This window comes from Amycolatopsis sp. NPDC114505 (genome assembly GCF_055633615.1).
In genome coordinates, this window is the sequence record NZ_JBVKDV010000006.1 from 212,840 (window position 1) to 237,569 (window position 24,730).

Here is a 24,730-nt window from a genome sequence, read left to right on the forward strand (position 1 = left end):
ACGGAGACTTTTCCGCTGGGCGCGCGGGGGATTCGGAACCGTGGCGAGTGTGCTTGCTGGACTCGTCGGGCCGGGCACTGGGTGCCGGCATGCTGCTGGGCGAATCCACGGTCCTGACCTGTGCGCACGTGGTGCAGGCCGCCGGGGAGGAAGCGCTTTCGCCGGCCGGGCAGCTCGTGGTCCGCTTCGTCGGCCTGCCGGGCACACCGGAGGCGTACGCCGGCGTCCGGCCGGGGTGCTGGGTGCCGCCGCTGGTCGACGGCCGCGGCGACATCGCCCTGCTGGAGCTGAGCGAAGCCTTTCCCGGCGTGCCGGGCGCGCCGCTGGTGCGCCTCGGCGCCGTCCGCGACCGGGTGGTCCACACCTACGGTTTCCCGCCGCCGCACCAGCACGGCGTGTGGGTGAACGACGCCGAGCTGGCCGGCCCGGCCGGGGCCGGCAGCGAGTGGATCCAGCTGAACTCGAAGCCGCCGGGGGAACGGGTCCGCCGCGGGTTCAGCGGCGCCGGCGTGATCGACAAGGCCACCGACGCGGTGCTCGGCATGGTGGTCACCGAATACACCGACGAACGGCTCGGGCTCGCCTACCTCATCCCGGTCGAGACGATCGTCCGGCACGTCCCGGAGGTCGCCCGGTGGGTGGGCGAGCCGCCGCGGCCGCCGTCCGGCCCGCTGGTCGTCGTCATCGGCGACCGCGACTCGGCGGTGGTCCGGGACTTCCTGACCCAGGTCCGGCGCGAGCGCCGCGGGGCCCGGCCGGGCCGCGGCGAGCGGCTCGCCGCGATCGTCGACGCCACCGGCAAGACCGCCGACGAGGTGGCCGAGAACGTCAGCGCCGGCATCAGCACCGAGGAGGTCACCACGGTGCTCGCGACCCACCCGGAGGACGTCGCCGTGGCGGTGGCCGGGGTCGACGCCGCCCGCGCGCCGGAGGACGTGCTCACCGGTGCGGTGAAACCGTTGATGGACAAGGGAGCCACCGTGCTCGTCCAGTTCAGCGGGCCGGACTCGCCCGGCGTGCGCCTGGCCCGCCGCTGGGAGAGCGAGCGGAACGCGCGGCGGCTGGACCGGCTGGCGCTGCTGGTCGAGATGGTGGAGCACGAACAGGAGCGGACGCGGGAGCGCGCCGCCCAGGTCGGCACGCCCGCCCCGGTGCCCGCTCCCGCCGCGGACCTGCGCCTGCGGCTGGCCGCGCTGCGGTCGGCGGGCGAGCGCATCGACCCCGGCCGCGTCCGCCGCGCGCTGACGGTGACCGAGCGCGACGCCGAGGCGGCCCGCCGGGAGCTCGTCCGATTGCACGCCGGCCTCGACGCGCACGCCGCCCGCCACGCCGAGCTGCACGGACGGCTGCGTGGCTACAACGCGAAGGCGACCGACGCGGGCTTGATGGAGGACGAGGAGCTGGCCGGGCTGTACCGCCCGGCGATGGCGGCGCTCACCGCGGTCCCCGGCGACCTCGTGGCCACGGCGGAACTGGTCGAGAGCTACGTCCGCGCGGTGCGGCACCGGCTGGCCGGCGCATGACCGCCGAGCCGGTGTGGTGTCACGGGCAGCCCGTCGGGCCGACGGGGTTCTGCGAAGTGTGCGGCCACCGCCGGGTGCCGGTCGAGAACCCCACCGTCGCGCTGAGCACGCCCGTTCCGGAGAGCACCCGGCGCAGTGTCGAGCTCTGGGGCGGGGAGGCCGACTTCCACTCGCTGCCCGCGATCGAGGTGCCGGATCCCGAGAAGCTGGTCCTCGCCGACCCGGACTATCCCGAGCAGCACCGGTTCTGCGGCCGCTGCGGCGAGCCCGTCGGCCGCGCCTACGCCGGCGAACCCGGGTTCGCCGAAGGGTTCTGCGAGGGCGAGAGCTGCGGCGAGCCGTTTTCCTTCCTGCCCAAGCTTTCCCGCGAAGAGCGCGTCGGCGACCGTTACGAGGTCCTCGGCTGCTTCGCCCGCGGCGGGCTCGGCTGGGTGTACCTGGCCGCCGACACCGCGCTCGCCGGCCAGCTCGTCGTGCTCAAGGGCGTGATCAACAGCGAGAGCGCGGTGCTGCGCGCGCTCGCGCGGGTCGAGCGGGACGTGCTCATCGGGCTCGACCACCCGAACATCGTGCGGATCAGCGACTTCGTCGAGCACACCCCACCGTCCGGCGGCGAGCCGGATACCTACCTGGTGATGGAGTACGTCGGCGGCCGGTCGTTGCGCGACCTCCTCGTCAAGGGCCCGCCGCCGCGCGTCGAGCACGTCATCGTCTACGGCCGGGCCATCCTCGGCGCGCTCGACTACCTGCACGGCGAAGGCCTGCTGTACTGCGACATGAAGCCCGAGAACGTGATCCACGGCGACAAGCGCGTCAAGGTCATCGACCTCGGCGCGGCCCGCGCGATCGACGACGCCGCCGGCCCGAGCGTCGGGACCGAAGGGTTCCAGGCGCCGGCGCACGAGCTCGCGCGTCACGGCCTGACCGTCCGCTCGGACCTGCACACCGTGGGCAAGACGCTGCAGGTGCTGCTGGACGCCGCGGGCGAGGCCGGCGACCCGGACCGCGTCGCCGGCGGCGTCGACTCCCTGCGCCTGGTCCTCGAGCGCGCGGTCGCGCCGTTCGAGCGGCGGTTCGCCACCGCGTCCGAGATGGCCGAGCAGCTCGACGGCGTGCGCCGGGAAATCCTTTCGCTGCGCGACGAACGGCCGCGCCCGGTGCCGTCGGCGCTGTTCGAGGACACCGCGGAACTGCTCGACGACGGCCTCGGCGTGGTGCCCGGCCTCGACCGCTGGGTCACCGCGGCGCCCCACGGCGAAGAGCGGGACTTCGGGCTGCCGCGCGCCGCCGACGGGGCCGGCCGGCTGCCGCTCCCGCGGGTCGCGCCGGACGACCCGGCGGTGGAGTTCATCGCCGCCGCGGGCGCGCCCGGACCGCGCCGCTGGCTGGACAAGCTCGCCCTGTTCGGCGAACGCTCGGTCGAGATCGAGCTCGCCCGGACGCGGGCGCTCGTCGCGATGGGCGACTCCGACCACGCGGCCATGAGCCTGTCGGCGGCCGAAGAGCTGCTCGGCGCGGAGGCCGCGCGCGACTGGCGGGCGGCCTGGCACCACGGGCTGCTGGCGCTCGTCCGCGGCGACGCCGAGCCGGCCGCGGCCGCGTTCGACCGGGTGCACCGCGCGTGGCCGGGCGAGCTCGCCCCGCAGCTCGCCCTCGGCTTCTGCGCGGAGCTGCGCGGGGACACCCGGCAGGCCGAGCGCCGCTACCGCTCGGTGTGGCACCGCGACCACGGCCAGGTCAGCGCCGCCTTCGGGCTGGCCCGCTGCCGGCTGCGGGAGCGGGGCCGCGACGGCGCGGTCACCCTGCTGGACGCCGTCCCGCCGATCTCCCGCCACTACGACGCCGCCCGGATCGCCGCCGTGCGGATCCGGGTGGCTCGCCTGCCGGACGGGGCGCCGGGCCGGGCCGACCTCGCCGACGCGGCGCGCCGGCTGCCCGAGCTCTACCTCGACGGCGAGTCCCAGGACCGGCTGGAGACGCTCGTCCGCGAAGCCGCGCTGGACTCGCTCGACGGCGGCGGCGAACCGGGCTGGGACGGCGGTGCCCTGCTCGGCGAGCGCGTCACCGACCGCGGGCTGCGCACGCTGCTGGAGCAGTCCCTGCGCCGGCTCGCCGAGCGGGCCCGCGACCGCAACGAGCACGGCGTGCTCGTCGACCTCGCCAACTCCGTCCGGCCGAAGACGAGAAGGTGATCGGATGCCCGAGACCCCGTCGTTCGCACTCCAGCTGAGCCAGAACAAGTACCTGGCGCCGTCGGACGAGCGGATGGACGCCGTCCTCACCGTGCGGGTGGGCGACGCCGGGGTGGCGGCGGAAGCCGTACCGCGGACCGCCGTCCTGCTGCTGGTCGACTGTTCCAGCTCGATGGACTGGCCGCCCACGAAGATCGAGGCGGCGCGGCACGCCTGCCGGGTCGCCATCGGTTCCCTGCGCGACGGCGTGCTGTTCGGGGTGGTGGAGTGCACCGCGCACGCCGAGCTGGTCTACCCCGCGACGCCGGAGCTGGCCGTGGCCGGCGAGGGGACCCGGCACCAGGCGAAGACGGCGGTCTCCGGGCTCATCGCCGGCGGTGGCACCGCGATGAGCCGATGGCTGTACCTGGCCCGCGAGCTGTTCGAGCGGAACCCGGTGGCCATCAAGCAGGCCGTGCTCCTCACCGACGGCAAGAACGAGTCCGACCGCACGGGCGCGCTGGAGGCCGCTCTCGACCGCTGCCGGGGCGAGTTCGCCTGCGACGCGCGGGGAATCGGCGACGACTGGGAGCCGCGGGACCTGCAGCGCATCGCGTCCGTGCTGCGCGGCAGCGCCGACGCGGTGCTGGAGGACGCCGAGCTGGCCGCGGACTTCCGGCGGCTGGTCGAGCAGGCGATGGGCCGGACGGTGCCCGACCTGCGGCTGCGCCTGACCACGATGCCCTACAGCCGGCTGCGGTTCGTCAAGCAGGTCTTCCCGACCGAGGTGGACCTCACCGCGCAGTGCCGGGCCGACGGCCGCGCGCTCGAACTGCCGACCGGCGCGTGGGGCGACGAGCAGCGCGAGTACCACCTCTGCCTCGACGTCGACGCGGCGGAGCTGACCCGGCACGAAGACCGGCTGCTGGGCACGGTCACCCTGCTCGAGGGCGCGGAAGCCGTGGTGAGCGACCAGCTCCCGGTCGTCGGCTACCTGACCGACGACCTGGCGCTGTCGAGCGTGCCGGACGAGAACGTCGCCCGCGTCACCGGGCAGGCCGAGCTGGGCCGGGCGGTCCGCGCGGGCTGGGACGCCTTCGAGCGGGAGGACCGGGCGGACGCGGCGCGCGAGTGGAGCACGGCGTACCGGCTCGCCACCGACCTCGGCAACGCGGAGATCGTCAAGCGCCTCGGCCGCCTGATCGACGTCCGCGACGACGGCACCGTCGCGATCAAGGACGGCGTCCGGCCGCGCGACGGGTTCTCGCTCGTCCTCGGGTCGACCATTTCCACCTACACCGCCGAACCCGTCGCCGCGGCGGCCCGGCCCGAAGAGGGCGGCGCGCCGCGCGAGTGTGTCCACTGTGGACACAAGGCGCGGCCGTCGGCCAAGCGCTGCGGGAAGTGCGGGAAGCCGTTCGAGAACCCGGCGGGAGTGCCTTCGTGAGCGCGACGAGCACCACGCGCAAGACCCTGTGGTGGCTGCGGTTCGGGCTGGTGGCCGGCAGTGCCCTGGTGCTGGTGACCGCGCTGGCGACGTTCCTCGGGGTGCGGGCCAGCATCGCCGAGGTGCGCGAGCGGACCGCGCCCGCGGTGCTCGAGGTGTCGCTGGCCAAGGAGGCGCTCGTGGCCGCCCACCGTGCCGCGGTGGGTGCCTTCGAGCACGGCCAGGTGCGCCTGACCGGACCCAGCGAGCAGTACGAGGACGAGATCGCGCTGGTCAGCCAGCAGCTCGCCCAGGTCGCCGAGCACAACGCGGCCGGCGACGAGGGCAGCCAGACGCTCCGGCTCATCGAAGGGCTGCTGCCCGCGTACAACGGCTTCATCGGGCAGGCCGACGCCCACTTCCGCCAGAACGCCGACGACCCGCTCGCCGCGAGCAACCTGCAGTCGGCGTCCGACCTGCTGACCGCGAAGGAGAACGGAATCCTCGCGCGGCTCGACGCACTGGCCGCCGCCCAGCGGGGCGCGCTGGGCGCGCAGCTCGGCACCGACTGGCTGGACCCCGCGATCACGTGGCTGTGGGCGCTGCCGCTGCTGCTCCTGCTCGCGCTGCTGGTGTGGACCCAGCGGTTCCTCGCCCGCCGCTTCCGGCGGACGGTGAACTCGGCGCTGTTCGCCGCGACGGCGGGACTGGTGCTGCTGGGCGTGGGAACGGCGCTGCTGCTCGGGGTCCAGTCCGACGCGCGGGACAGCGGTGCCGCGCTGGCGCACACCGTGGACGCGCGCTCCGCCGCGACGACGGCCACCGCGAGCGGCGCCCAGCGGACGCTCGGCCGGGTGCTGCTCGCTTCCTGCGCCAACCGGGGACCGGACGCCTGCGGTGTCACGGTGGCCGCGTTCGTCGCGGCGACGGCGTCGCCGCCGGCCGTCCCGCCCGCGGCCCCGGCCGGCGTCGACGAGGCGGCGCTGCTGGGGCCGGGGCTCACGGAACCGGGCTGGAGCGGGCTGCTCGGCTACGGGATTCCCGTGCTGGCCGCGGGAATCGGGGTGCTCGCCGCGGGCGGACTGCAACCCCGGCTGGACGAATACCGGTTCCGGGGAGCGAGAAGCCGATGACGAGACGCTTCGCCGTCGCGCTGCTGGCCGTCGTCCTGGCGGCGGTGGTGCCCGGCTGCTCGGCCGGGTCCGGCGCGGAGGTCGTGACCGTCCTCGGCTCGTGGACCGGCGACGAGCAGGCCGCGTTCCAGCGCGTGCTCGACGGCTTCACCCGCGAGACCGGGATCCCGACGCGGTACCAGGGCACGCGCGCGCAGAACCAGGTGCTGCGCGGCGACCTGCAGCAGGGCACCCCGCCCCACGTGGCGGTGCTGTCCAACCCGGCCGAGCTGGCCGGGTACGTGAACTCGGGCGACCTGAAGCCGCTCGACGCCGTCCTCGGCGCGGAGGCGGCGCAGACGTACAGCCCGCAGTGGCTGAAGCTGCAGCAGCTCGGGCGCGGCGCGATGTACGCGGTCGCGGTCAAGGCCGACCTGAAGAGCATCGTCTGGTACTCGCCGAAGACGTTCGCCGGGCCGGAACCGGCGACGTGGGACCAGCTCCTGACGGCGTCGCGGCAGCTCACCGCGGGCGGGCAACGGCCGTGGTGCCTCGGCATGGGTGCCCCGCCGAACTCCGGGTTCCCGGGCACCGACTGGATCGAGGACATCCTGCTGCACCGCGCCGGCCCGAAGGTCTACAGCGCCTGGGCGGCGGGCACCCTGGCGTGGACGGACCCGGCGGTCCGCGCGGCGTGGCAGAGCTGGGGCGACCTGGTCCTGGCGCCGGGTGCGGTCCGCGGCGGCAGCTCGGCGGCGCTGCTGACGTCGTTCGCCGACGCCGGCAAGGCGATGTTCGCCGAGCCGCCGGGGTGCGCGTGGGAGCACCTCGGCTCGTTCGCGATCGGCGGGTACACGGCGCTGCCGGGGCCGCCCGTGCCCGATCGCGACTTCCGGTTCTTCCCGTTCCCGGGCGCGGGAGCGGGCGGCCCGTCCGAGGTCTCGGCCGACCTGGCCGGGCTGTTCCACGACACCCCGGCCGCGCGCAAGCTGATGGTGTACCTGGCCGGCGAAGCGGGCCAGCGGATCTGGCCGTCGGGCGGGACGACGTTCTCGGTGCATCAGCGGCTCGTCGACCAGGACGTCTACCGCAGCGACGTGACCAAACGGATCGCGACGACCCTCGCGCGCGGAACCGACCTGTGCTTCGACGCGTCGGACCTGATGCCGTCGGCGATGAGCAGCGCGTTCTACCAGGCGGTGCTGGAATACTTGGCTCACCCCGACCGGCTGGGCACGCTGCTCGACGAGCTCGAGCGGGTGCGTGTCGGCATCGGCCGGGAGCAGTGGCTGGACCTGCCTTGTTGATTTTCGTGTGAGGAGAGCTCGTTGCCGGACTTCGTGCGTTTTCCGCTGGCCGACGGCGGATCGGTGGTCGTCGAGGTGGAGGTGGAGCCGGGCTTGGAGCGCGCGTCGGTGCCCTCGGGGGTGCTGCGCAAGGCGACGACGACGTTCGAGCACGCCCTGAGCGAGGTCCGCACGGCGGCGGGAGCGGCCCTGGCCCAGTTCCGCGACCTGGGCCCGGACGAGGTGGAGCTCAAGTTCGGCGTGAAGCTCGACGCCCAGGCCGGCGCGGTGATCGCCCGGACGGGGCTGCAGGGCCAGTTCGAGGTGAAGCTGAAGTGGGTGCGCGGCGAGGCGGAGGCGTCCACCGCGGAGGCGTCCACTGAGGACAAGGTGGCGGAGCAACCGGCGGCCAACGGGGTGGCGAGTTCCGGGAACTGGTTCGCGTCGACGAGCGACGGCGCCGCGGAGGATGACTTCGTGGCCGGTGACTTCGCGGCTGAGGACTTCGCGGCTGGTGGGGCCGGCTCGGGTTCGCCGGACGTGCCGTAGCGCCACACCAGAACCGGCTCCCTCCCCGCCTCTCCGGCGAACGGCGGATTTACAACGTTGTATCCACCCGGTAAAACGTATTTTTACAACGTTGTAACGACGAGCGGAGGCCAACCGTGTCGCTGAGCCGCAGGCAGTTCGTCACCGGGGCCGGCGTTGCCGCCGCCACTCTGCTGACCGGCGTCGCCGCTCCGGATGCCCGGGCCGCAGCCCTCCGCAAGGTCGCCGCCGCGCAGGGCGGCCTCTACACGCCGAACGCCGCTCCGCTCAAGTCCGCCGCCTTCCTCAAGCTGCCGCCCGGGGCCGTCACCGCCAAGGGGTGGCTCGCCGGCCAGCTGAAACTGCAGCTCGACGGCCTCTGCGGGCACTACGCCGAGACCTCGCACTTCCTCGACTTCGCCACCAGTGGCTGGGTCCACCCCGAGCGCACCGGCTGGGAGGAGGTGCCCTACTGGCTGCGCGGCTACGTCGATCTCGCAGCCGTCACCGGGGACGCCACCGCGAAAGCCACCGCCGCCAAGTGGATCGACGCCATTCTCGCCACCCAGCAGTCCGACGGCTTCTTCGGCCCCACCGGGCTGCGCACCGCGCTCAACAACGGTCCCGACTTCTGGCCGTACCTCCCGCTGCTGCAAGCCCTGCGCTCGTGGCAGGAGTACACCGGCGACACCCGCGTCGTCCCGTTCCTCACCCGCTTCCTCCGCTACATGAACGCCCAGGGCAAGAGCGCCTTCGACTCCAGCTGGGTGTCCGTGCGCTGGGGCGACGGCCTCGACAGCGTCTTCTGGCTCTTCAACCGCACCGGCGACGCCTTCCTGCTCGACCTCGCCGACAAGATCCACGGCTTCGGTGCCAACTGGGTCCGGAACCTGCCGAGCCTGCACAACGTCAACGTCGCGCAGGGCTTCCGGGAACCCGCCCAGTACGCGCTGCGGTCCGGCGACGCGAGCCTGACCCAGGCCACCTACTCCGACTACGCCACGATCATGGCCACCTACGGCCAGTTCGCCGGCGGCGGCTTCGCCGGGGACGAGAACGCGCGGCCCGGGTTCGGGGATCCGCGGCAGGGCTTCGAGACCTGCGGGATCGTCGAGTTCATGGCGAGCCATCAGCTGCTCACCCGGCTGACCGGCGACCCGGTGTGGGCCGACCGCTGCGAGGACCTCGCCTTCAACTCCCTGCCCGCGTCGCTCGACCCCACCGGGCGCGCGATCCACTACATCACCAGCGCGAACAGCGTCGACCTCGACAACGTGCCCAAGAGCGAAGGCCAGTTCCAGAACGGCTTCGCGATGCAGGCCTACCTGCCGGGCGTCGACCAGTACCGCTGCTGCCCGCACAACTACGGCATGGGCTGGCCCTACTTCACCGAAGAGCTGTGGCTGGCCACGCCGGACAACGGCCTCGCCGCCGCGATGTACTCCGCGAGCAGCGTCACGGCGAAGGTCGGCGACGGCACCTCCGTGACCATCACCGAGGACACCACCTACCCGTTCTCCGAGCAGGTCACCTTCACCGTCCGGACGCCGAAGCCGCTCGCGTTCCCGCTCTACTTCCGGATTCCCGCCTGGTGCGCGGCGCCGCGGCTGGTCGTGGCCGGGGCGGCGGTCGCCGCGACGGCCGGGCCGTCCTTCGTCAAGGTCAGCCGGACCTGGGCGAACGGCGACGTCGTCACGCTCACCCTGCCCCAGCGCACGACCACGCGGACCTGGACGGCCAACCACGACTCGGTGTCGGTCGACCACGGCCCGCTGACGTACTCGCTCAAGATCGGCGAGAACTACCAAAGCCTCGGCGGGAGCACGCAGTTCCCGCAGTACGCGGTGCACGCGACGACGCCGTGGAACTACGGCCTCACCGTCGGCGCCGCCCTGACGTTCTCGCCGGCGAGCGGCACGCTGCCCGCCAACCCGTTCACCCCTGAGACCGCGCCGGTGAAGATCACCGCGCCCGCGCGGAAGATCGCCGAGTGGACCGCGGACGACCAGAATGTCGTCACGCCGCTGCAGGCGTCACCGGCGCGCAGCGACGCGGCGGTCGAGACGGTCACGCTGATCCCGATGGGTGCGGCGCGGCTGCGCGTCACCTCGTTCCCGACGGCCGACCCGAACGGCCACCCGTGGTCGCCCGGCGGCGGGGGAGCGGGCTTCCGGATCGTGAACCGCAACTCCGGCAAGGTTCTCGGCGTCGATCAGATGTCCACGGCGGACAGTGCACGGGTCGTCCAGTTCGCCGACAACGGCACCGACGACCACGTCTGGCACCTCGTCGCGAACGGCGACGGCTGGTACCGGATCCGCAACCACCACTCGGGCAAGGTTCTCGGCGTCGATCAGATGTCCACCGCGGACAGTGCGCGAGTCGTGCAGTTCACCGACAACGGCACCGCGGACCACCTCTGGCAGCCGGTCGACAACGGCGACGGCTGGTGGCGGCTGAAGAACCGCAACTCGGGCAAGGTCCTCGGCGTCGACGGGATGTCCACGGCGGACAGTGCCCAGGTGGTGCAGTTCGGTGACAACGGCTCGGCTGACCACGTCTGGCGGCTCGTCCCGGACGGCCGGCTGCGGGTCGAGAACCGCAACTCCGGCAAGGTTCTCGGCGTCGACCAGATGTCCACCGCGGACAACGCGCGGGTCGTGCAGTTCGCCGACAACGGCACCGACGACCACCTGTGGACGTTCGAGGCCGCGGCCGACGGCTGGTTCCTCATCCGCAACGTCCACTCGGGCAAGGTGCTCGGCGTGGCCGGAATGTCCACAGCGGACAGTGTGGCCATCGTGCAGTCCACCGACAACGGGTCCGCGGACCACCTGTGGCGCCTGCGTGATGACGGCAGCGGCTGGTTCCGGATCGTCAACCGCAACTCGGGCAAGGTCCTCGGCGTCGCCGGGATGTCCACGGCCGACAGTGCCCAGGTGGTGCAGTTCGGCGACACCGGAACCGCCGACCACCTGTGGCGGCTGCGTTAGCGCTTGACGCCGACGATCCCGGCCACGCACTTCGCCGAACCCGACAGGGGCGTGAGCCGGGGGCCGTCCGGCCACCACTCGTCGCACACCGCGAGGCCGGGCGCGGACGTCGCGTTCGGCTGGAGGAACTCCAGGCCCGGCAGCATGCCTTCGATCTCCACCCGCGTGCGGAACCGGCCGGCGCCGAGCGGGCCCTGGGTCAGGATGTTCTCGATGCGCTTGGCGATCTCGGTCAGCTCCGGCACCTCGGGGTCGAAGAAGTGCGACAGCACCACGTACGAGCCCGGGGCGAGCGCGTCGATGTACTGCCGCATGACCTCGACCGCGCCGTCGCCCTCGAAGTGGTGCATCGTGCCGACGTGCAGCAGGGCGACCGGCTCGGCGAAGTCGATGTGCCGGCGCACCTCGTCGTTGCCGAGCACCGCCGCCGGCTTGAAGATGTCCGCTTCGACCATGTGCGTGAAGTCGTTCTCGACGAGCAGCGCCCGGCCGTGCGCGAGGACCACGGGGTCGTTGTCGACGTAGACGACCGTGTTGTCCTTCTCGATGCGCTGGACGATCTGGTGCGTGTTCTCCGCCGTCGGCAGCCCGGACCCGCAGTCGAGGTACTGCCGGATCTTCGTCTGGCTCGCGAGCATCCGCAGCGCGCGGTTGTGAAAACCGCGGTTTCCGCGGGCGATGTCGACCGCTTCCGGGACCGCCGCGCGGATCTTCTCCATGACCACGCGGTCGACCTCGTAGAAGTTGTTGCCCCCGAGGAACCCGTCGTAGATCCGGGCGATGCTCGGCCGGTCGGGGTCGACCCCCACCGGCTTCTGGCTCGGGGACAGCGACTCGGACATGGCGACCTCGCAGGACTTCGGCGCGTGGCGTGGGTGCACCCAGCGTAGTAGCTCGGGTCCACGCGGTGAACGCGAGGTCAGCCGCTCGGGCGAAGCCGCTGGTCAGGAATGTCGTCCCGGGCGCGTTCGGCGCGTTCGCGGCGCAGCCGGGCGAGGTGCTGCTCGATCCGGCGGTCGAGGTCCAGCGCGGCCTCGGACAGTTCCGTCAGGTCGCGACGGGACGCCGGGTGGCCGACGGCCCCCGTGTCCACTTCGTCCCCTGCCCTGTCCACTACCGGCACCTCCGGATCGGATCGGCTCTGGCCTCGTCAAGGCGTTACTGCCCCGACCGGCCCTCGCCAAAACAACCACGGCAGTGAGACCGCGCACGCGGGGGTGCGGCCGTCCGGTGGACCGGCCGGCAAATCCCTGGCCTCAATTTTGACCAAGTGGTAGAAATTCAAGGAACCCCGTGACCTCCAGGAGCCGGTGATGAGCGAGCTTTCCGTGCAGCTGTACTCGGTCCGCGACGCCTTCGCGGCCGACCCCGCCGACACCCTGCGGCGGCTCGCCGCGATCGGCTTCACGCGCGTCGAGCCCTACGGCGTCGTCGAGAACGTCGAGGCCCTGCGCTCGGGCCTGCCGGCGAACGGGCTGACCGCCCCGACCGCGCACGCCCGCCTGCTCGGCGCCGACCAGGCGGCCGTCTTCGCCGCGGCGGCCGAGCTCGGCATCGGCCTGGTCATCGACCCGCTCGTCAAGCCGGAGCAGTGGCAGGACCCGGCCGACATCGCCGCCACGGCGGACGCGCTCAACGCCACCGCCAAGCTCGCGGCCGAACACGGTGTCCAGGTCGGCTACCACAACCACTGGTGGGAGCTCGAGTCCCGGATCGACGGCCGCAGCGCGTTCGAGGTGTTCGCCGACCAGCTCGACCCGGCCGTCGCGCTGGAGGTCGACACCTACTGGGCCACCGCGGGCGGCGAGGACGCGCCCGCCCTGCTGCGCCGCCTCGGCGACCGCGTCAAGGCGATCCACGTCAAGGACGGCGCCCTGGCCACCGACGCCTCCGGCCAGGTCCCGGCCGGCCAGGGGCAGGTGCCGATCGCCGACGTCCTGGCCGCCGCGCCGGACGTGCTGCGCGTGGTCGAGTTCGACGCCTACGACGGTGACCTCTTCGAGGCCATCGCCGCCAGCCACGCGTTCCTGGTCAACCGGTGACCGGCGGGCCGGTCGGCGTCGGGATCGTCGGCGCCGGCGTCATCAGCGGCACCTACCTCGAGAACCTGACGAGCTTCCCGGACGTCCGCGTGCTGCGGATCGCCGACCTCGACACCGAGCGTGCCGCGGCCCGCGCGGCCGAGTACGGCGTGCCGCGTTCGGGCACCGTGGCCGAGCTGCTCGACGACACCGAGGTCGAGCTCGTCGTCAACCTGACCATCCCCGCTTCGCACGTCGACGTCGGGCTCGCGGCCCTCGAAGCGGGCAAGCACGTCTGGGCGGAGAAGCCCCTCGCGCTGGACCGCCAGACCGGCCGCAAGCTGCTGGATCGCGCACGGGAGAAGAACCTGCGCGTGGCGAGCGCGCCCGACACCGTCCTCGGCGCCGCGCTGCAGACCGCGCGCCGGGCCGTCGACGAGGGCCGGATCGGCCGTCCGCTGACCGCGTTGGCGTTGTTCCAGGTGGCGGGCCCGGAAGTGTGGCACCCCACGCCGGAGTTCTACTACCAGCCGGGCGGCGGGCCGCTGCTCGACATGGGCCCGTACTACCTGACGGCCTTGGTGCACCTCCTGGGGCCGATCCGGCGCGTCACGGGCGCCGGCGGCCGGGCGCGCGACACCCGGGTCATCGGCTCCGGTCCGCGCGCGGGGACGGAGTTCCCGGTGCTGGTGCCGACGACGGTCACCGCACTCGTCGAGTTCCAAGCAGCCTCGGCGCAGCTCGTGCTGAGCTTCGATTCGGCGCTCAAGCGGACCGGGGTGGTCGAGCTGACCGGCACCGGCGGCACCGCCGTCCTGCCGGACCCCAACCGGTTCGACGAGCCGACCCGGCTGCACCTGCTCGGCGGTGACGAGCCGGAAGAGCTGGCGCCCGCCGGGCACGCGGCCTCCCGCGGCACCGGGGCGCTGGAGCTGGCCCGGGCGATCCGCGCCGGCGTGCCGGAACGCGCGTCCGGCGAACTGGCCTACCACGTGCTCGACGCGATGCTTGCCATCGAGGAGTCCCTGACCCGGGGGCAGACCGTGGACGTCGGCAGCAGTGTCGAGGTCCCGCCCCTGCTGCCGGTGGGCTGGGACCCGTACGCGAAGACCCTCTAGACCGGGACGGTGAGCAGGTTCTGCAGGTAGAAGCGCAGCGAACCGACCAGGTCGACGTCGCCGGGGACCGTCAGCCACTGCACCTGCAGGCCGTCCATCAGCGCGATGAAGGTCAGCGTCGCGAGCCCCGGGTCGACGCCATCCCGCAGCTCGCCGCGGGCGGCCAGGACCGCGAACGACTCGCGCACGCCTTCGCGCGCGGCCCGGTAGTGGCGCACGAAGTACTCGTGCGCCGGGTGGTCGGCGGCGACGGCCTCGGCGGCGAGCCGGGAGTAGAGGTCGACGATCCCGGGGTGTCGGACGTTGTGTTCGGCGAGCGCGACGAAGTGGCGCAGCACCTCGAGGCCGGGCGGCACGGTCAGCTGCTCGCGCTCGGAGTCCTCGGCGTCACGCCGTTCGAGCACGGCGGCGAGCAGGGCTTCCTTGGTCGGGAAGTAGTACAGGAGGCCGGCGTGCGAAATGCCGACGCGCTTGGCGATCTCCCGCAGCGACGAGCCGTGGTAGCCGAGCTCGCCGTACGCCGCGGCCGCCGCCGTGATGATGTCCTCGCGGCGGATCCGGCCCTTCAGGTAGCCCCCGGTCACGGGGTCGCGGTGGTCTCGGCGGCGTGCACGGCACCATCATGCCGCAGCGGTGGTTCGCACAACCGACGTGAGCGGACGAACAAATCGGTTGTGCGAATGGTCGCCGCTTGCGAGCATCGCGGGGTGAAGAGCGCGGAGCGGCAACGGATCATCGTGGAGCGGCTGCGCGACGCCGACCAGGTCGCCGTCGCGGACCTGGCGTCGGCGACCGGCGCGTCGGAGATGACCGTGCGCCGCGACCTCGACCACCTGGCCTCGCGCGGCGTGCTGCGGCGGGTGCACGGCGGGGCCGTGCCGGCGTCGCCGTCCGGGATCGAACCGCCGTTCGCCGCCCGCGCAACGGCCGCTGTCGAGGCGAAGCGGGCCATCGCGACCGCGGCGGCCGAGCTGATCCGCGACGGTGAGACGATCGTCCTCGACAGCGGCACGACCGCGCTGGAACTGGCGCGGCTGCTGCGCGGGCGCGCGGTCACCGTCATGCCGCTTTCCCTGCACGCGGCCCACGAGCTGGCCGACGACCCGGACGTCCGGCTGCTGCTGCCGGGCGGCGAGCCGAGGCCGGGGGAGCAGGCCCTGGTGGGCCCGCTGACCGTCGCGTCGTTGCGCGCCCTGCGCTTCGACGTCGCCGTGCTGAGCCCCTGCGCGTTCGGCCTCGACGCCGGGCTCACCGCGTTCGACCTGGGCGACGCCGAGGTCAAGCGGGCGGCCCTCGCCGTCGCGGCCCGTACGATCGTGCTCGCCGACGGCGCCAAGTGGGGCCGCGCCGCGCTCGCCCACGTCTGTCCCGCCGACCGCGCGGACGTAGTGATCACCGACCCGGGCGCACCCGAGGACCAGCGTGCGGCGCTGGCCGACCTCGGTGTGCTCGTGCACGTCGCCGTCCCCCTGGAGAACCGATGACGACCGCCCCGCCCCGCCCGCGCGCCGCCCGGTTCGCGACCTTCATGTTCTTCGGCCTCAACGGGTTCGCGATGGGCATGTGGGTGGTGCACATCCCGAACATCGAGCGCGCGACCGGCATCTCGCACAGCACGCTGGGCGCGCTGCTGCTGGTGCTCGGCGGCGCGGCGTTCGCCGGCATGCAGATCTCCGGCCCGCTCGTCGACCGCCTCGGTCACCGCCGGCTGGTCCCGGCGGCCGGGGTGCTGCTCGGGCTCGCGCTGTGCGCCCCCGGGTTCGCGAACTCGTGGTGGACGCTGGGGCTTTCGCTGATCCTGTTCGGCTTCGGCAACGGCGCGATCGACGTCGGGATGAACGCGCACGCGGTGGTGGTGGAGCGGGCCTACCCGCGCCCGATCATGGCGGCGTTCCACGCGTTCTGGTCGATCGGCGGCGCGTTCGCGGCGGTCATCGGCGCGGCGACGCTCGGCGCGGGGGTGGCGACCGGCGTGACGCTCACCTGCACCGGCCTGCTGTGCGTGGCGCTTTCCCTGTCTTCCGCGCGGTTCCTGATGGAATCGTCCGAGGCACCGGTGCCTTCGGCGGCCGCATCTTCGGAGGCGGAGCCGGCGGTGCGCCGCCGCACGCCGGGCCGCGTGGTGTGGCTGCTCGGCCTGCTGGCGCTGGCGCTGATGCTGTCGGAGGGCGTGGCCAACGACTGGGCGGCGCTGCACATGGAGAAGGTCCTGGGCACGTCGTCCTCGACGGCGGCGCTGGCGTACGGCGCGTTCGCGGTGGCGATGACGACGGGCCGCTTCCTGACCGACCGCGTCGCGGCCTGGGCCGGCCCGGCGGCGATCGTCCGGTACGGGGCGACGCTGGCGGCGGTGGGCCTGACGACGGCCGCGGCGGCGCCCTGGGTGTGGCTGTCGCTGGTGGGCTGGGCGGTGTTCGGCCTGGGGCTCTCGGGCGGCGTCCCCCAGCTGTTCACGGCGGCGGGCAACCTGGACACGCGGGCCTCGGGGGCGTTGATGGCGCGGGTGGTCGGGCTCGGGTACGTCGGGCTGCTGGCCGGGCCGGCGCTGATCGGCGGGCTGACGCGGTGGATGCCGCTGAACGTCACCTTCGCGGTGCCGGTGGTGCTGTGCGTGCTGGCGGCGGTGTTCGCCGGGGTGCTGAGCCCGAAGCCGGAACCGGCGGAGCAACCGGTCGCCTGAGCAGACCCGCACTCACCATCCCCTGAGTGTCGACAGTTTGCATCTGACTCGATCCCGACTCCTTGACATTGCCTACATCGCGGACGCAGACTCTCCCAAAGTGTCGACACCTTGCGATCCGCAGTGCAGCCATCGCCAAGGAGGAGCGGTAGTGAACCACCCAGAAATCCCGGGGACGTGCTGATGTCCGTCCCGACCATCTGCCTGGACGCGCGGGACCTGCTGCTCGGCCACAAGGCCCGGCGCGGCGGCGGGTTCTCGACCGCGTGCCTCGACCTGAACCTGCAGATCCACGACGAGGAGTTCGTGGTCATCGTCGGCCCGAGCGGGTGCGGCAAGACCACCTTCCTCGAGGCCGTCGCCGGGCTCGTGCCGGTCGCCGGCGGGGCCCTCGAGCTGGGCGGCCGTCCGATCACCGGGCCCGGACCGGAGCGGTCGCTGGTCTTCCAGCACGCTTCGCTGTACCCGTGGCGGACCGTCCTCGACAACGTCCTCTTCGGACCCCAGGTGCAGGGCAGGCTCAACGCCGGCACCCGCAAGCGGGCGGAGGAGCTGCTCGAGATCGTCGGCCTCACCCAGGTCGCCAAGAAGTACCCGCACGAGCTCTCGGGCGGCATGCGGCAGCGGGTCAACCTCGCGCGCGCCCTGGCCACCGACCCGACGCTGCTGCTGCTCGACGAGCCGTTCGGCGCCCTCGACGCGCAGACCCGCGAGAACCTGCAGGACGAGCTCCTGCGGATCTGGCAGGCGGACGCCGTCACGAAGAAGACCGCGATGTTCGTGACCCACGACGTCAACGAGGCCGTGCTGCTCGCCGACCGCGTCCTCGTCTTCTCCCCGTCCCCCGCGCACGTCGCGCTGGAACTGGTCATCGACGTGCCCCGCCCGCGCGACACCGCCTGGCGGCGCAGCGCCGAGTTCCTGGCCTACGGCGACAAGATCCTCTCGGCCCTCCACCACGAACCCGCAGTTTCGGAGCCGGACCATGGCAACAGCGTCACTCCCGCGCACGACAGCGTCACCGAACCCGTCACCGAACCCACCGCCGGCACTCTCGGCGAGCTCCGGCTGGGTGCGGCGACACCGTAGCGGGCTGCTCGGCACGGCCGGGATGGCGATCGTCCTGGTGCTGTGGCAGCTCGCGACGGCGCTCGGCCTCGTCGACGTCTCCTTCAGCAGCAACCCGCTGCGCATCGCCGCGGCCGAGGTGAAGCTCTTCGGCTCCGGCGACATCTACCCGGCGCTCGGCGCGACCGGCCTGGAACTGCTGTGGGGCCTCGGCATCACGTTCGTCCTGGGCATCCCGATCGGGCTCGTGCTCGGCCGCAGCCGGATCCTGCACGACATGACCGAGCCGATGGTCAACATCCTCTACTCGGTGCCGTACGTGATGTTCCTGCCGATCATCATCTTCTGGTTCGGCATCGACAACACCTCCCGCGTGATCGTCATCGTGTGGGCGGCGATCCTGCCGCTGATCATCAACATCACGGCGGGCGTCCGGAACATGGACAGCGACTACACCCGCGTCGCGACGGTGTTCTGCACGCCGCGGCTGAAGTTCTTCTACACCATCGCGTTGCCGGCGACGCTGCCGTACATCCTCGCGGGCGTGCGGCTGGCCGTCGGCCGCGCGCTGGTCGGCGCGATCGTCGCCGAGCTGTTCCTGGCCAGCCAGGGCCTCGGCTACTTCGTGCAGACGCAGACCTCCAACTTCGACATGGACTCGGCGATGGCCGGGATCGTCCTCCTGGCCGTGCTCGCCCTGCTGCTGAACTGGGCCGTCCGGCTGGTCGAACGCCGATTCACCCACTGGGCAGGTGCACAATGAAGAACACCCTCCTCCTGGCCGCGAGCCTCATGCTCGGCCTCACCGCGTGCGGAGGCGGGGCCGGCGGCACGGTCACCGCCGACGCCAGCGGCGCGCTGCCGGTCACCATCGGCTACACCGCGCTCGGCGCGGGCTACTCCGACCTCTACACCGCGCAGGACTACGGCATCTTCGCCAAGCACGGCCTGAACGTGAAGCTGTCCCGGCTCAACGACAGCTCCCAGCTGGTCGCGGGGCTGGCCAGCAACAGCGTCCAGATCGGCGTCGGCGTCGCGGCCGACACCGCGGCGGCGATCATGAAGGGCGCGGACCTCAAGTACGTGGCGATGTCCGAGCCGCACTACAACCTGGAGATGTGGGCGAGCCCGGACGTCAAGTCGGTCGCGGAGCTCAAGGGCAAGAAGGTCGCCATCACCTCACCCGGCTCGGAAAGCGACTTCGGGCTGACGGCGTTGCTGGAGTCGAACGGCCTCAAGCGCGAAGACGTCACCGCGGTGTTCGTCAAGGGCGTCCCGGCCGAGGTGGCCGCGCTCGGCAGCGGCGCCGTGTCGGCGATCCTCACCCAGCCGCCCAACGGCACCGAGAGCCGCGACAAGGGCGCGCACCGGCTCGCCGCGCTGTCGAACATGCCGTTCCCGCTCGGCGCCTACACCGTGCAGTCCAAGTACCTCCAGAACAACCGCGAGGTCGTCAAGCGGTTCGTCGCGGCGGAAGCCGAGGCGCTGCAGTACATCCGCGGGCACAAGAACGAGACGGTGAAGAGCATCCAGAAGTACAGCGGCGTGCAGAGCACCGAACTCGCCGCCTACGCCTACGACTTCTTCCTCGACGTCTGGGCGAAGACCCCGGTGGTGGACGAGAAGGTGATCAAGCAGGCCTTCGACGAAGCCGCGGAGAACGCCAAGACGTCGCCACCGACGGACGTCACGAAGTACATCGACAACAGCCTGACGGCGTCATGAGCTTCGAAGCCCAGTGGACGAAGTACCTGACCGAACGGGACCGCGCGGTGCTCGCGGCGACGTCGTGGGCGAAGCGGGCCCCGTTCGGTCTGGGTGCCCACCCCGCCGTGCTCGTCGTCGACCTGTACTACGCGGCGCTCGGCCTGCCCCGCCGGGACATCCTCGACGCGGTCGAGGACTGGCCGAGTGCGTGCGGCGAGGACGGCTGGGCGGCGGTCGACCGCACCGCCCCGCTGCTGCGCGCGGCCCGGGACGCCGGGGCACCGGTGATCTACTTCCACGCGACGCCGGCGCGGTACGGCCGGTGGAACCGCAAGCCGGGCTCGGCGCTGAACCCGAAGTCCACAGTGGATCCGAACGCGATCGTGTCCGAAGTGGAACCGTGGGCCGGTGACGTCGTGCTGGAGAAGATCGGCCCCAGCTGCTTCCACGGCACCCCGCTGGACACGATGCTCCGGATGGGCGGCCACGACACCCTGCTCGTCGCCGGCGAGGCCACCAGCGGGTGCGTGCGCTCGACCGTCGTCGACGCGTGCAGCCGCGGCTACCGCGTCGGCGTCGTCGGCGACTGCTGTTTCGACCGGTTCGAGGCGTCGCACTGGCTCAGCCTGTTCGACCTCGACCAGAAGTACGCGGACGTGCTCACCGCCGAGGCGGCCATCGGCCACCTCCGCCAGACCTCGCGAAGGATCCCGGCATGACCGACCTGCGGAAGTGGCTCGCCGAAGCCGAGGCGGCCGGGGAGGTGCAGACCGTCGAAGGCGCCCACTGGGAGCTCGAGATCGGCGCGCTGTCCCAGGTCAACTACCGGCGGAGCAACCCCAAAGCCCTGATGTTCGACGCGATCAAGGACTACCCGTCCGGATCGCGCGTGCTGTCCGGTTCGGTCAGCAACCCGCGGCTGCTCGGGTCGGTGCTCGGGCTCGGCTGGGACAACACCGACGAGGACCTCGTCGAGAAGCTCGCCGTCAAGCCGGGGGAGTGGATCTCCCGTTCGGGCGAATTCCGTGCTGTGACGGTGGAAGACGGGCCGCTGCTGTCCCATGTGGACGACGAGGTCGACCTGCTGAAGTTCCCGGTGCCGCGCTGGCACGAAGGCGACGGCGGCCGCTACATCGGCACGGGCTGCGCGGTCGTCACCCGCGACTACGACACCGGCCGGATCAACCTCGGCGCGTACCGGATGCAGGTGCAGGACGACGGCCGCGCGGTGAGCGTCAACATCGAGGCGGGCAAGCACGGCGCCCAGCACCTGCGCCGCTGGTTCGAAGCCGAGGGCCGGGCGCCGATCGCGGCGTCGCTGGGCCACCACCCGGCCTACCTGGTGGCGGCCGGCGTCGAGGTGCCCGGCGACGTCTCGGAGTACGACTACGTCGGCGCGATGGCCGGCGCGCCGGTGCGCACGATCGCGGGGCTCGCGACCGGCCTGCCGCTGCCGCACGACGCTGAGATCGCGATCGAAGGCTGGGTGCGGCCGGACGACAAGCGCCCGGAGGGCCCGTTCGGCGAGTGGACCGGCTACTACTCCGGCTCCCGCGACCCGATCCTCACCATCGACGTCGAAAAGGTGTACTACCGCGACGACCCGATCCTGCTCGGCGCGCCGCCGGGGAAGCCGCCGCACGACTACTCGTACATGCGCACGGTGATGAAGTCCGCGATCATCACGGATTCGTTGCGCAAGACGGGTTTGCCGGGCTTGCGGGGGGTCTGGGCGCACGAAGCGGGCGGCGGGCGGTCACTGCTGATCGTCGCGATCGAACAGCGCTACGCGGGCCACGCGCGTCAAGCGGCGTACCTGACTTCGCAGCTGCCGAGCGCGGCGTACATGAACCGGTTCACGGTGGTCGTCGACCACGACGTCAACCCGCGCGACCTCGGCGAGGTCGTCTGGGCGATGTGCGGGCGGACCGACCCGTCGCTCGACATCGAGGTCATGAAGCGGACGTGGGGCAGCCGGGTCGACCCGCTGACGTTGCCGGGATCGGTGCCGTTCAACAGCCGCGCGATCATCGACGCGTGCCGGCCGTTCGAGCGGCTGGGCGACTTCCCGGCGGTCGCGGAGTCGAGCCCGTCGCTGATCGCCGACGTGAGCCGGCGCTGGCCCGAGGTCCTCGGCTAGTGACCGCGGCCGATCTCGCGGACCTCCGGCGGGAGCTGCTCTTCACGGCGCTGCGCGGAGTGGACGGCAGCTCGTCGCTGGCGTTCACGATCTTCCAGGAGATCGCGATCGGCATCGTCGAGGGACGGCTCCCGCCGGGCCACGAGGTGAACTCGGCCGAGCTGGCCCGCCGGTTCAGCACGTCGCGGACGCCGGTGCGGGAAGCGTTGCTGCTGCTGGAGCGGGAGTCCCTGGTGATCGTCCCCCCGCGCCGGCGGCCGTACGTGTCCCCGGTGGACATGGCCCAGGTGCGCGAAATCTACGAGATCCGGGCTTCGCTGTACGCGCTGGTGAGCGAGCTGCTGGTGGCGCGGGCGTCGGACGCGGAGATCTTCGGGTTGCGCCGCTGGCAGGGTCTGCTGGAGGCGGACGCCGCTTGTGGTGACGTCGACGCGTACTTCTGGCACAACGTGGGGTTCCGCAACGCGGAGGCGAGCTTGGCGAAGAACGGCGAGCTGCAACGGCGGCTGAGTTCGCTGGGGCTGCAGATGCACCGGTTCCGGCATTTGAGTCTGTCGCTGCCGGGAAGGTTGCTGCATTCGGTGGCGGACCACGAGAGGCTGGTGAACGCGTATGCGGATCGCGACGCGGGGTTGGCGGCGGCGGTGAGCCGCTCGCTGGTGATGCGGGGTTACCGGGCAATCGAACGCGCCGGCGGCGTGTGACTACTCCGCGACCTCGAGCCCCGACCACCCGGAAGCCTCGATGGAGTGCAGCCCGGTCATGATGATCGATCGCGTCAACGCCGTCGCGAGCACCGCGTCCCCGTCGGCATACGCCCCCAGCAACCGCTCGTGATCCGCCACCGAGCGGTCCAGCCGCCCCGGCAACGACAAGCTCACGTGCCGCAGCTGCAACGTCCGCAGGCCCAGCGATCCCAGCAACCGCGTCAACTGCCGGTTCCCCGCCACCTCGGCTTCGGCCTGGCGAAACGAGACGTTGTGCCAGAAGTACGCGTCGACGTCGCCACGAGCGGCATCGTCGCGCAGGTGCGCCTGCCAGGAAGCGAGCACCGACAAATCGGCCCGCTGAGCCACGATCAGCTCGCTCACCAGCGCGTGCAGCGACGCCCGGATCTCGTACAGCTCCCGCGCCTGGGCGAGCGTCACCGGCGCGACCCGCGGCCGCCGCCGGGCCGGGATGTCCACCAGGCCTTCGCGCTGCAACGTCAGCAGCGCCTCCCGCACCGGCGTCCGCGACGTCGAAAAGCGGCGGGCCAGGTCCACCGAGTTGACGTCGGCACCGGGGGGCAGGGAACCGTCGATGATGCGGCGGGCCAGGTCCTCGACGATCCGGTCGACCAGGGAGACGTCCGCGCGCCCGTCGAGCAGCATCTGACGCAGGACGTCGGGCGGTTCGGTCACGCGTGGTCCTCCGGGTCGGTCGTCGCCACCACCCGCAATACTTCCAGCATCTGCCGCGCCGCGGGGGGATGACTCGCCTCCAGCAGGCGGACCGCCGCGATCCGCCGCCGCGGTGCGGCCCCGGCGATCGCCACCGCGACGACGTCGGGGCGCTGCGCGACCAGCGCCAGCCGAGGGGCCGCGCCGATGCCGATCCCGGCCGCGACCAGGCCCTGCACCGACAGGTAGTCCTCGGTCGCGAAGCCGATTCGCGGTTCGAAACCGGACAACTTGCACAACGTCGTGAACGCCTCGTCGTAGGGCGGCCGGTGGCTGCGCACCACCCACGTCTCGCCGGCCAGCTCGCGCAGCTCCACTTCGGACTCCCCGGCGACCGGGTGGTCCAGCGGGACCAGCACGCACAGCGGGTCGTCGGCCAGGTGGACCCACTCGACGTCGGCGGGCACCGACCGCGGGTCGAAGTCGTAGTCCCAGACCAGGCCGAGGTGGATCGAGCCGTCGCGCAGGGCGGCGGTCATGTCCGACGCGTGCGCCGAGCGCAGCACGAGCTTCGTCTCCGGGTACCGGCGCTGGTACTCGCGCACGACGCGGGGGATGAGGTCGGCCCCGGCCGTCGGGAACGCGCCGAGCCGCACCGACGCGTGCTGCGCCTTGAGATCCGACATCTCCTGCTCGATGTGGGCGATCGTGCCCAGCAGGCCGGTGCTGCGTTCGGCCAGCAGCTTGCCCGCTTCGGTGAGCTCGATCCCGCGCGGCCCGCGGATCATCAGCGGCACGCCCAGCTGCCGCTCCAGCAGCGCCATCTGCTGCGAGACGGCGGAATGCGTCATGAACAGGGCTTCGGCCGCGGCGGTGAACGAGCCGTGCTCGGCCACCGCGGAGAAGATCTGCAGCCGCCGCGCCTCCAGCACCCCGGTCCCTTTCGTCACCGCCCCAGCAGGTCGGCCGGGTCGGCTCTGGTCAGTTCGCCGTCCCACGGTTCCGGCGCCAGCTCCCATAGTCCCACCCGGGCCAGCGCGCGGCGAGCCGTGTAGTCCACGAGGTCGCCGACGGTCCGCGGCCGCGCGTAGAACGCGGGCACCGGCGGCGCGATGATCGCGCCGGCCTCGGTCACCGCCACCATCGACTTGAGGTGCCCCAGGTGCAGCGGGGTTTCGCGGACCATCAGCAGCAGCGGCCGTCCCTCCTTGAGGCAGACGTCGGCGGCGCGGCTGACCAGGTCGTCGGTGTAGCCGGTGGCGATCGCCGAGAGCGTCTTGACCGAGCAGGGCACGACGAGCATCGCCGCGACCGGGAACGAGCCGGACGCGATCGTCGCCCCGATCTCGCCGGGCCGGTAGGTGACGTCGGCGAGCGCGCGGACGTCGGCCACCGTGAGGTCGCATTCGTGGCGCAGGGTGAGGATCCCGGCCTTCGACAGCACCAGGTGCGTCCGGATCCCGGGCTGGTCCCGCAGCAGGTGCAGGACGCGCACGCCCAGGCACGCTCCGCTGGCGCCGGTGATCGCCACGACCACGTTCCGGGTTTCCGTCACGACCGCCGCCCTTTCCTCTG

23 protein-coding genes are annotated in these 24,730 nt (G+C 72.4%); 17 read left to right on the forward strand and 6 right to left on the reverse strand.

Annotated features, from left to right (window positions below):
- Positions 1–47: 47 nt before the first annotated feature.
- From ACZ7OU_RS47510 to ACZ7OU_RS47540, 7 genes are all read left to right on the forward strand, one after another.
- A complete protein-coding gene (locus ACZ7OU_RS47510; RefSeq protein WP_470260327.1) occupies positions 48–1,523 on the forward strand; it encodes a trypsin-like peptidase domain-containing protein in 1,476 nt (491 codons plus the stop codon).
- Positions 1,520–3,715: a serine/threonine-protein kinase gene (locus ACZ7OU_RS47515; protein WP_470260328.1), complete on the forward strand. Its 2,196-nt coding sequence runs from the start codon at positions 1,520–1,522 to the stop codon at positions 3,713–3,715. The genes ACZ7OU_RS47510 and ACZ7OU_RS47515 overlap by 4 nt, the downstream gene beginning before the upstream one ends.
- 4 nt (positions 3,716–3,719) lie before the next feature.
- Positions 3,720–5,141 (forward strand): VWA domain-containing protein, encoded by a 1,422-nt coding sequence (locus ACZ7OU_RS47520; protein ID WP_470260329.1) that lies wholly within the window; start codon positions 3,720–3,722, stop codon positions 5,139–5,141.
- Entirely contained in the window at positions 5,138–6,253 is a 1,116-nt protein-coding gene (locus ACZ7OU_RS47525; protein ID WP_470260330.1) for a hypothetical protein, read from the forward strand. The genes ACZ7OU_RS47520 and ACZ7OU_RS47525 overlap by 4 nt, the downstream gene beginning before the upstream one ends.
- Positions 6,250–7,539, forward strand: a complete 1,290-nt coding sequence (locus ACZ7OU_RS47530) for an ABC transporter substrate-binding protein (RefSeq protein WP_470260331.1) — start codon at positions 6,250–6,252, stop codon at positions 7,537–7,539. Before ACZ7OU_RS47525 ends, ACZ7OU_RS47530 begins: the two co-directional genes overlap by 4 nt.
- A gap of 21 nt (positions 7,540–7,560) precedes the next feature.
- Positions 7,561–8,067 carry a CU044_2847 family protein gene (locus tag ACZ7OU_RS47535; protein ID WP_470260332.1) on the forward strand — a complete coding sequence of 169 codons (507 nt, stop codon included), beginning with the start codon at positions 7,561–7,563 and terminating at the stop codon, positions 8,065–8,067.
- Between the two features lie 116 nt (positions 8,068–8,183).
- Positions 8,184–11,039, forward strand: coding sequence for an RICIN domain-containing protein (locus ACZ7OU_RS47540; RefSeq protein ID WP_470260333.1), 2,856 nt, complete (start codon positions 8,184–8,186; stop codon positions 11,037–11,039).
- Here the strand turns inward: ACZ7OU_RS47540 and ACZ7OU_RS47545 are convergent.
- Both ACZ7OU_RS47545 and ACZ7OU_RS47550 read right to left on the reverse strand, forming a co-directional pair.
- Entirely contained in the window at positions 11,036–11,881 is an 846-nt protein-coding gene (locus tag ACZ7OU_RS47545) for an SAM-dependent methyltransferase (protein ID WP_470260334.1), read from the reverse strand. The two genes, ACZ7OU_RS47540 and ACZ7OU_RS47545, sit on opposite strands and share 4 nt — an antisense overlap.
- A gap of 77 nt (positions 11,882–11,958) precedes the next feature.
- On the reverse strand, positions 11,959–12,153 hold the full coding sequence (locus tag ACZ7OU_RS47550) for a hypothetical protein (RefSeq protein ID WP_470243441.1): 195 nt from the start codon (positions 12,151–12,153) through the stop codon (positions 11,959–11,961).
- A 199-nt stretch (positions 12,154–12,352) separates the two neighbouring features.
- On the opposite strand from ACZ7OU_RS47550, the gene ACZ7OU_RS47555 reads away from it, so the two are divergent.
- Together ACZ7OU_RS47555 and ACZ7OU_RS47560 are read left to right on the forward strand one after the other, a co-directional pair.
- The gene (locus tag ACZ7OU_RS47555) at positions 12,353–13,081 is read left to right on the forward strand and encodes a sugar phosphate isomerase/epimerase family protein (RefSeq protein WP_470260335.1); all 729 of its coding nucleotides are present in this window, start codon (positions 12,353–12,355) and stop codon (positions 13,079–13,081) included.
- Positions 13,078–14,178 (forward strand): Gfo/Idh/MocA family protein, encoded by a 1,101-nt coding sequence (locus tag ACZ7OU_RS47560; protein WP_470260336.1) that lies wholly within the window; start codon positions 13,078–13,080, stop codon positions 14,176–14,178. Before ACZ7OU_RS47555 ends, ACZ7OU_RS47560 begins: the two co-directional genes overlap by 4 nt.
- Here ACZ7OU_RS47560 and ACZ7OU_RS47565 read toward each other — a convergent pair.
- Positions 14,175–14,762: a TetR/AcrR family transcriptional regulator gene (locus tag ACZ7OU_RS47565; protein ID WP_470243438.1), complete on the reverse strand. Its 588-nt coding sequence runs from the start codon at positions 14,760–14,762 to the stop codon at positions 14,175–14,177. The genes ACZ7OU_RS47560 and ACZ7OU_RS47565 overlap by 4 nt on opposite strands.
- Positions 14,763–14,885: 123 nt before the next feature.
- Here ACZ7OU_RS47565 and ACZ7OU_RS47570 point away from each other — a divergent pair, with 123 nt between their 5' ends.
- The 8 genes from ACZ7OU_RS47570 to ACZ7OU_RS47605 all read left to right on the forward strand — a co-directional run bounded on the left by ACZ7OU_RS47570 (position 14,886) and on the right by ACZ7OU_RS47605 (position 22,477).
- Positions 14,886–15,662 carry a DeoR/GlpR family DNA-binding transcription regulator gene (locus tag ACZ7OU_RS47570; protein ID WP_470243437.1) on the forward strand — a complete coding sequence of 259 codons (777 nt, stop codon included), beginning with the start codon at positions 14,886–14,888 and terminating at the stop codon, positions 15,660–15,662.
- Positions 15,659–16,858 carry an MFS transporter gene (locus ACZ7OU_RS47575; RefSeq protein ID WP_470260337.1) on the forward strand — a complete coding sequence of 400 codons (1,200 nt, stop codon included), beginning with the start codon at positions 15,659–15,661 and terminating at the stop codon, positions 16,856–16,858. The genes ACZ7OU_RS47570 and ACZ7OU_RS47575 overlap by 4 nt, the downstream gene beginning before the upstream one ends.
- Before the next feature lie 183 nt (positions 16,859–17,041).
- Positions 17,042–17,947, forward strand: coding sequence for an ABC transporter ATP-binding protein (locus tag ACZ7OU_RS47580; protein ID WP_470260338.1), 906 nt, complete (start codon positions 17,042–17,044; stop codon positions 17,945–17,947).
- Entirely contained in the window at positions 17,931–18,689 is a 759-nt protein-coding gene (locus tag ACZ7OU_RS47585) for an ABC transporter permease (protein WP_470260339.1), read from the forward strand. The genes ACZ7OU_RS47580 and ACZ7OU_RS47585 overlap by 17 nt, the downstream gene beginning before the upstream one ends.
- On the forward strand, positions 18,686–19,651 hold the full coding sequence (locus tag ACZ7OU_RS47590) for an ABC transporter substrate-binding protein (RefSeq protein ID WP_470260340.1): 966 nt from the start codon (positions 18,686–18,688) through the stop codon (positions 19,649–19,651). Before ACZ7OU_RS47585 ends, ACZ7OU_RS47590 begins: the two co-directional genes overlap by 4 nt.
- Entirely contained in the window at positions 19,648–20,352 is a 705-nt protein-coding gene (locus ACZ7OU_RS47595) for an isochorismatase family protein (RefSeq protein WP_470260341.1), read from the forward strand. Before ACZ7OU_RS47590 ends, ACZ7OU_RS47595 begins: the two co-directional genes overlap by 4 nt.
- Positions 20,349–21,773, forward strand: coding sequence for a UbiD family decarboxylase (locus ACZ7OU_RS47600; protein WP_470260342.1), 1,425 nt, complete (start codon positions 20,349–20,351; stop codon positions 21,771–21,773). Before ACZ7OU_RS47595 ends, ACZ7OU_RS47600 begins: the two co-directional genes overlap by 4 nt.
- Complete coding sequence (locus tag ACZ7OU_RS47605; protein WP_470243430.1) at positions 21,773–22,477, forward strand: GntR family transcriptional regulator; 705 nt, start codon at positions 21,773–21,775, stop codon at positions 22,475–22,477. The genes ACZ7OU_RS47600 and ACZ7OU_RS47605 overlap by 1 nt, the downstream gene beginning before the upstream one ends.
- On the opposite strand, the gene ACZ7OU_RS47610 is transcribed toward ACZ7OU_RS47605, so the two are convergent.
- The 3 genes from ACZ7OU_RS47610 to ACZ7OU_RS47620 are packed head-to-tail and all read right to left on the reverse strand — an operon-like array spanning position 22,478 to position 24,710.
- Positions 22,478–23,176: a GntR family transcriptional regulator gene (locus tag ACZ7OU_RS47610; RefSeq protein ID WP_470243429.1), complete on the reverse strand. Its 699-nt coding sequence runs from the start codon at positions 23,174–23,176 to the stop codon at positions 22,478–22,480.
- Positions 23,173–24,105: a LysR family transcriptional regulator gene (locus ACZ7OU_RS47615; RefSeq protein WP_470260343.1), complete on the reverse strand. Its 933-nt coding sequence runs from the start codon at positions 24,103–24,105 to the stop codon at positions 23,173–23,175. The genes ACZ7OU_RS47610 and ACZ7OU_RS47615 overlap by 4 nt, the downstream gene beginning before the upstream one ends.
- On the reverse strand, positions 24,102–24,710 hold the full coding sequence (locus ACZ7OU_RS47620) for a UbiX family flavin prenyltransferase (RefSeq protein ID WP_470260344.1): 609 nt from the start codon (positions 24,708–24,710) through the stop codon (positions 24,102–24,104). The genes ACZ7OU_RS47615 and ACZ7OU_RS47620 overlap by 4 nt, the downstream gene beginning before the upstream one ends.
- Between the last annotated feature and the right edge of the window lie 20 nt (positions 24,711–24,730).

Excerpts from the sequence above, each read along its gene's own strand:
- ACZ7OU_RS47515 (WP_470260328.1), top strand. The coding sequence starts at position 1,520 with ATGACCGCCGAGCCGGTGTGGTGTCACGGGCAGCCCGTCGGGCCGACG.
- ACZ7OU_RS47520 (WP_470260329.1), top strand. The coding sequence starts at position 3,720 with ATGCCCGAGACCCCGTCGTTCGCACTCCAGCTGAGCCAGAACAAGTAC.
- ACZ7OU_RS47530 (WP_470260331.1), top strand. The coding sequence starts at position 6,250 with ATGACGAGACGCTTCGCCGTCGCGCTGCTGGCCGTCGTCCTGGCGGCG.
- ACZ7OU_RS47545 (WP_470260334.1), bottom strand. The coding sequence starts at position 11,881 with ATGTCCGAGTCGCTGTCCCCGAGCCAGAAGCCGGTGGGGGTCGACCCC.
- ACZ7OU_RS47555 (WP_470260335.1), top strand. The coding sequence starts at position 12,353 with ATGAGCGAGCTTTCCGTGCAGCTGTACTCGGTCCGCGACGCCTTCGCG.
- ACZ7OU_RS47575 (WP_470260337.1), top strand. The coding sequence starts at position 15,659 with ATGACGACCGCCCCGCCCCGCCCGCGCGCCGCCCGGTTCGCGACCTTC.
- ACZ7OU_RS47580 (WP_470260338.1), top strand. The coding sequence starts at position 17,042 with ATGTCCGTCCCGACCATCTGCCTGGACGCGCGGGACCTGCTGCTCGGC.
- ACZ7OU_RS47590 (WP_470260340.1), top strand. The coding sequence starts at position 18,686 with ATGAAGAACACCCTCCTCCTGGCCGCGAGCCTCATGCTCGGCCTCACC.
- ACZ7OU_RS47595 (WP_470260341.1), top strand. The coding sequence starts at position 19,648 with ATGAGCTTCGAAGCCCAGTGGACGAAGTACCTGACCGAACGGGACCGC.
- ACZ7OU_RS47600 (WP_470260342.1), top strand. The coding sequence starts at position 20,349 with ATGACCGACCTGCGGAAGTGGCTCGCCGAAGCCGAGGCGGCCGGGGAG.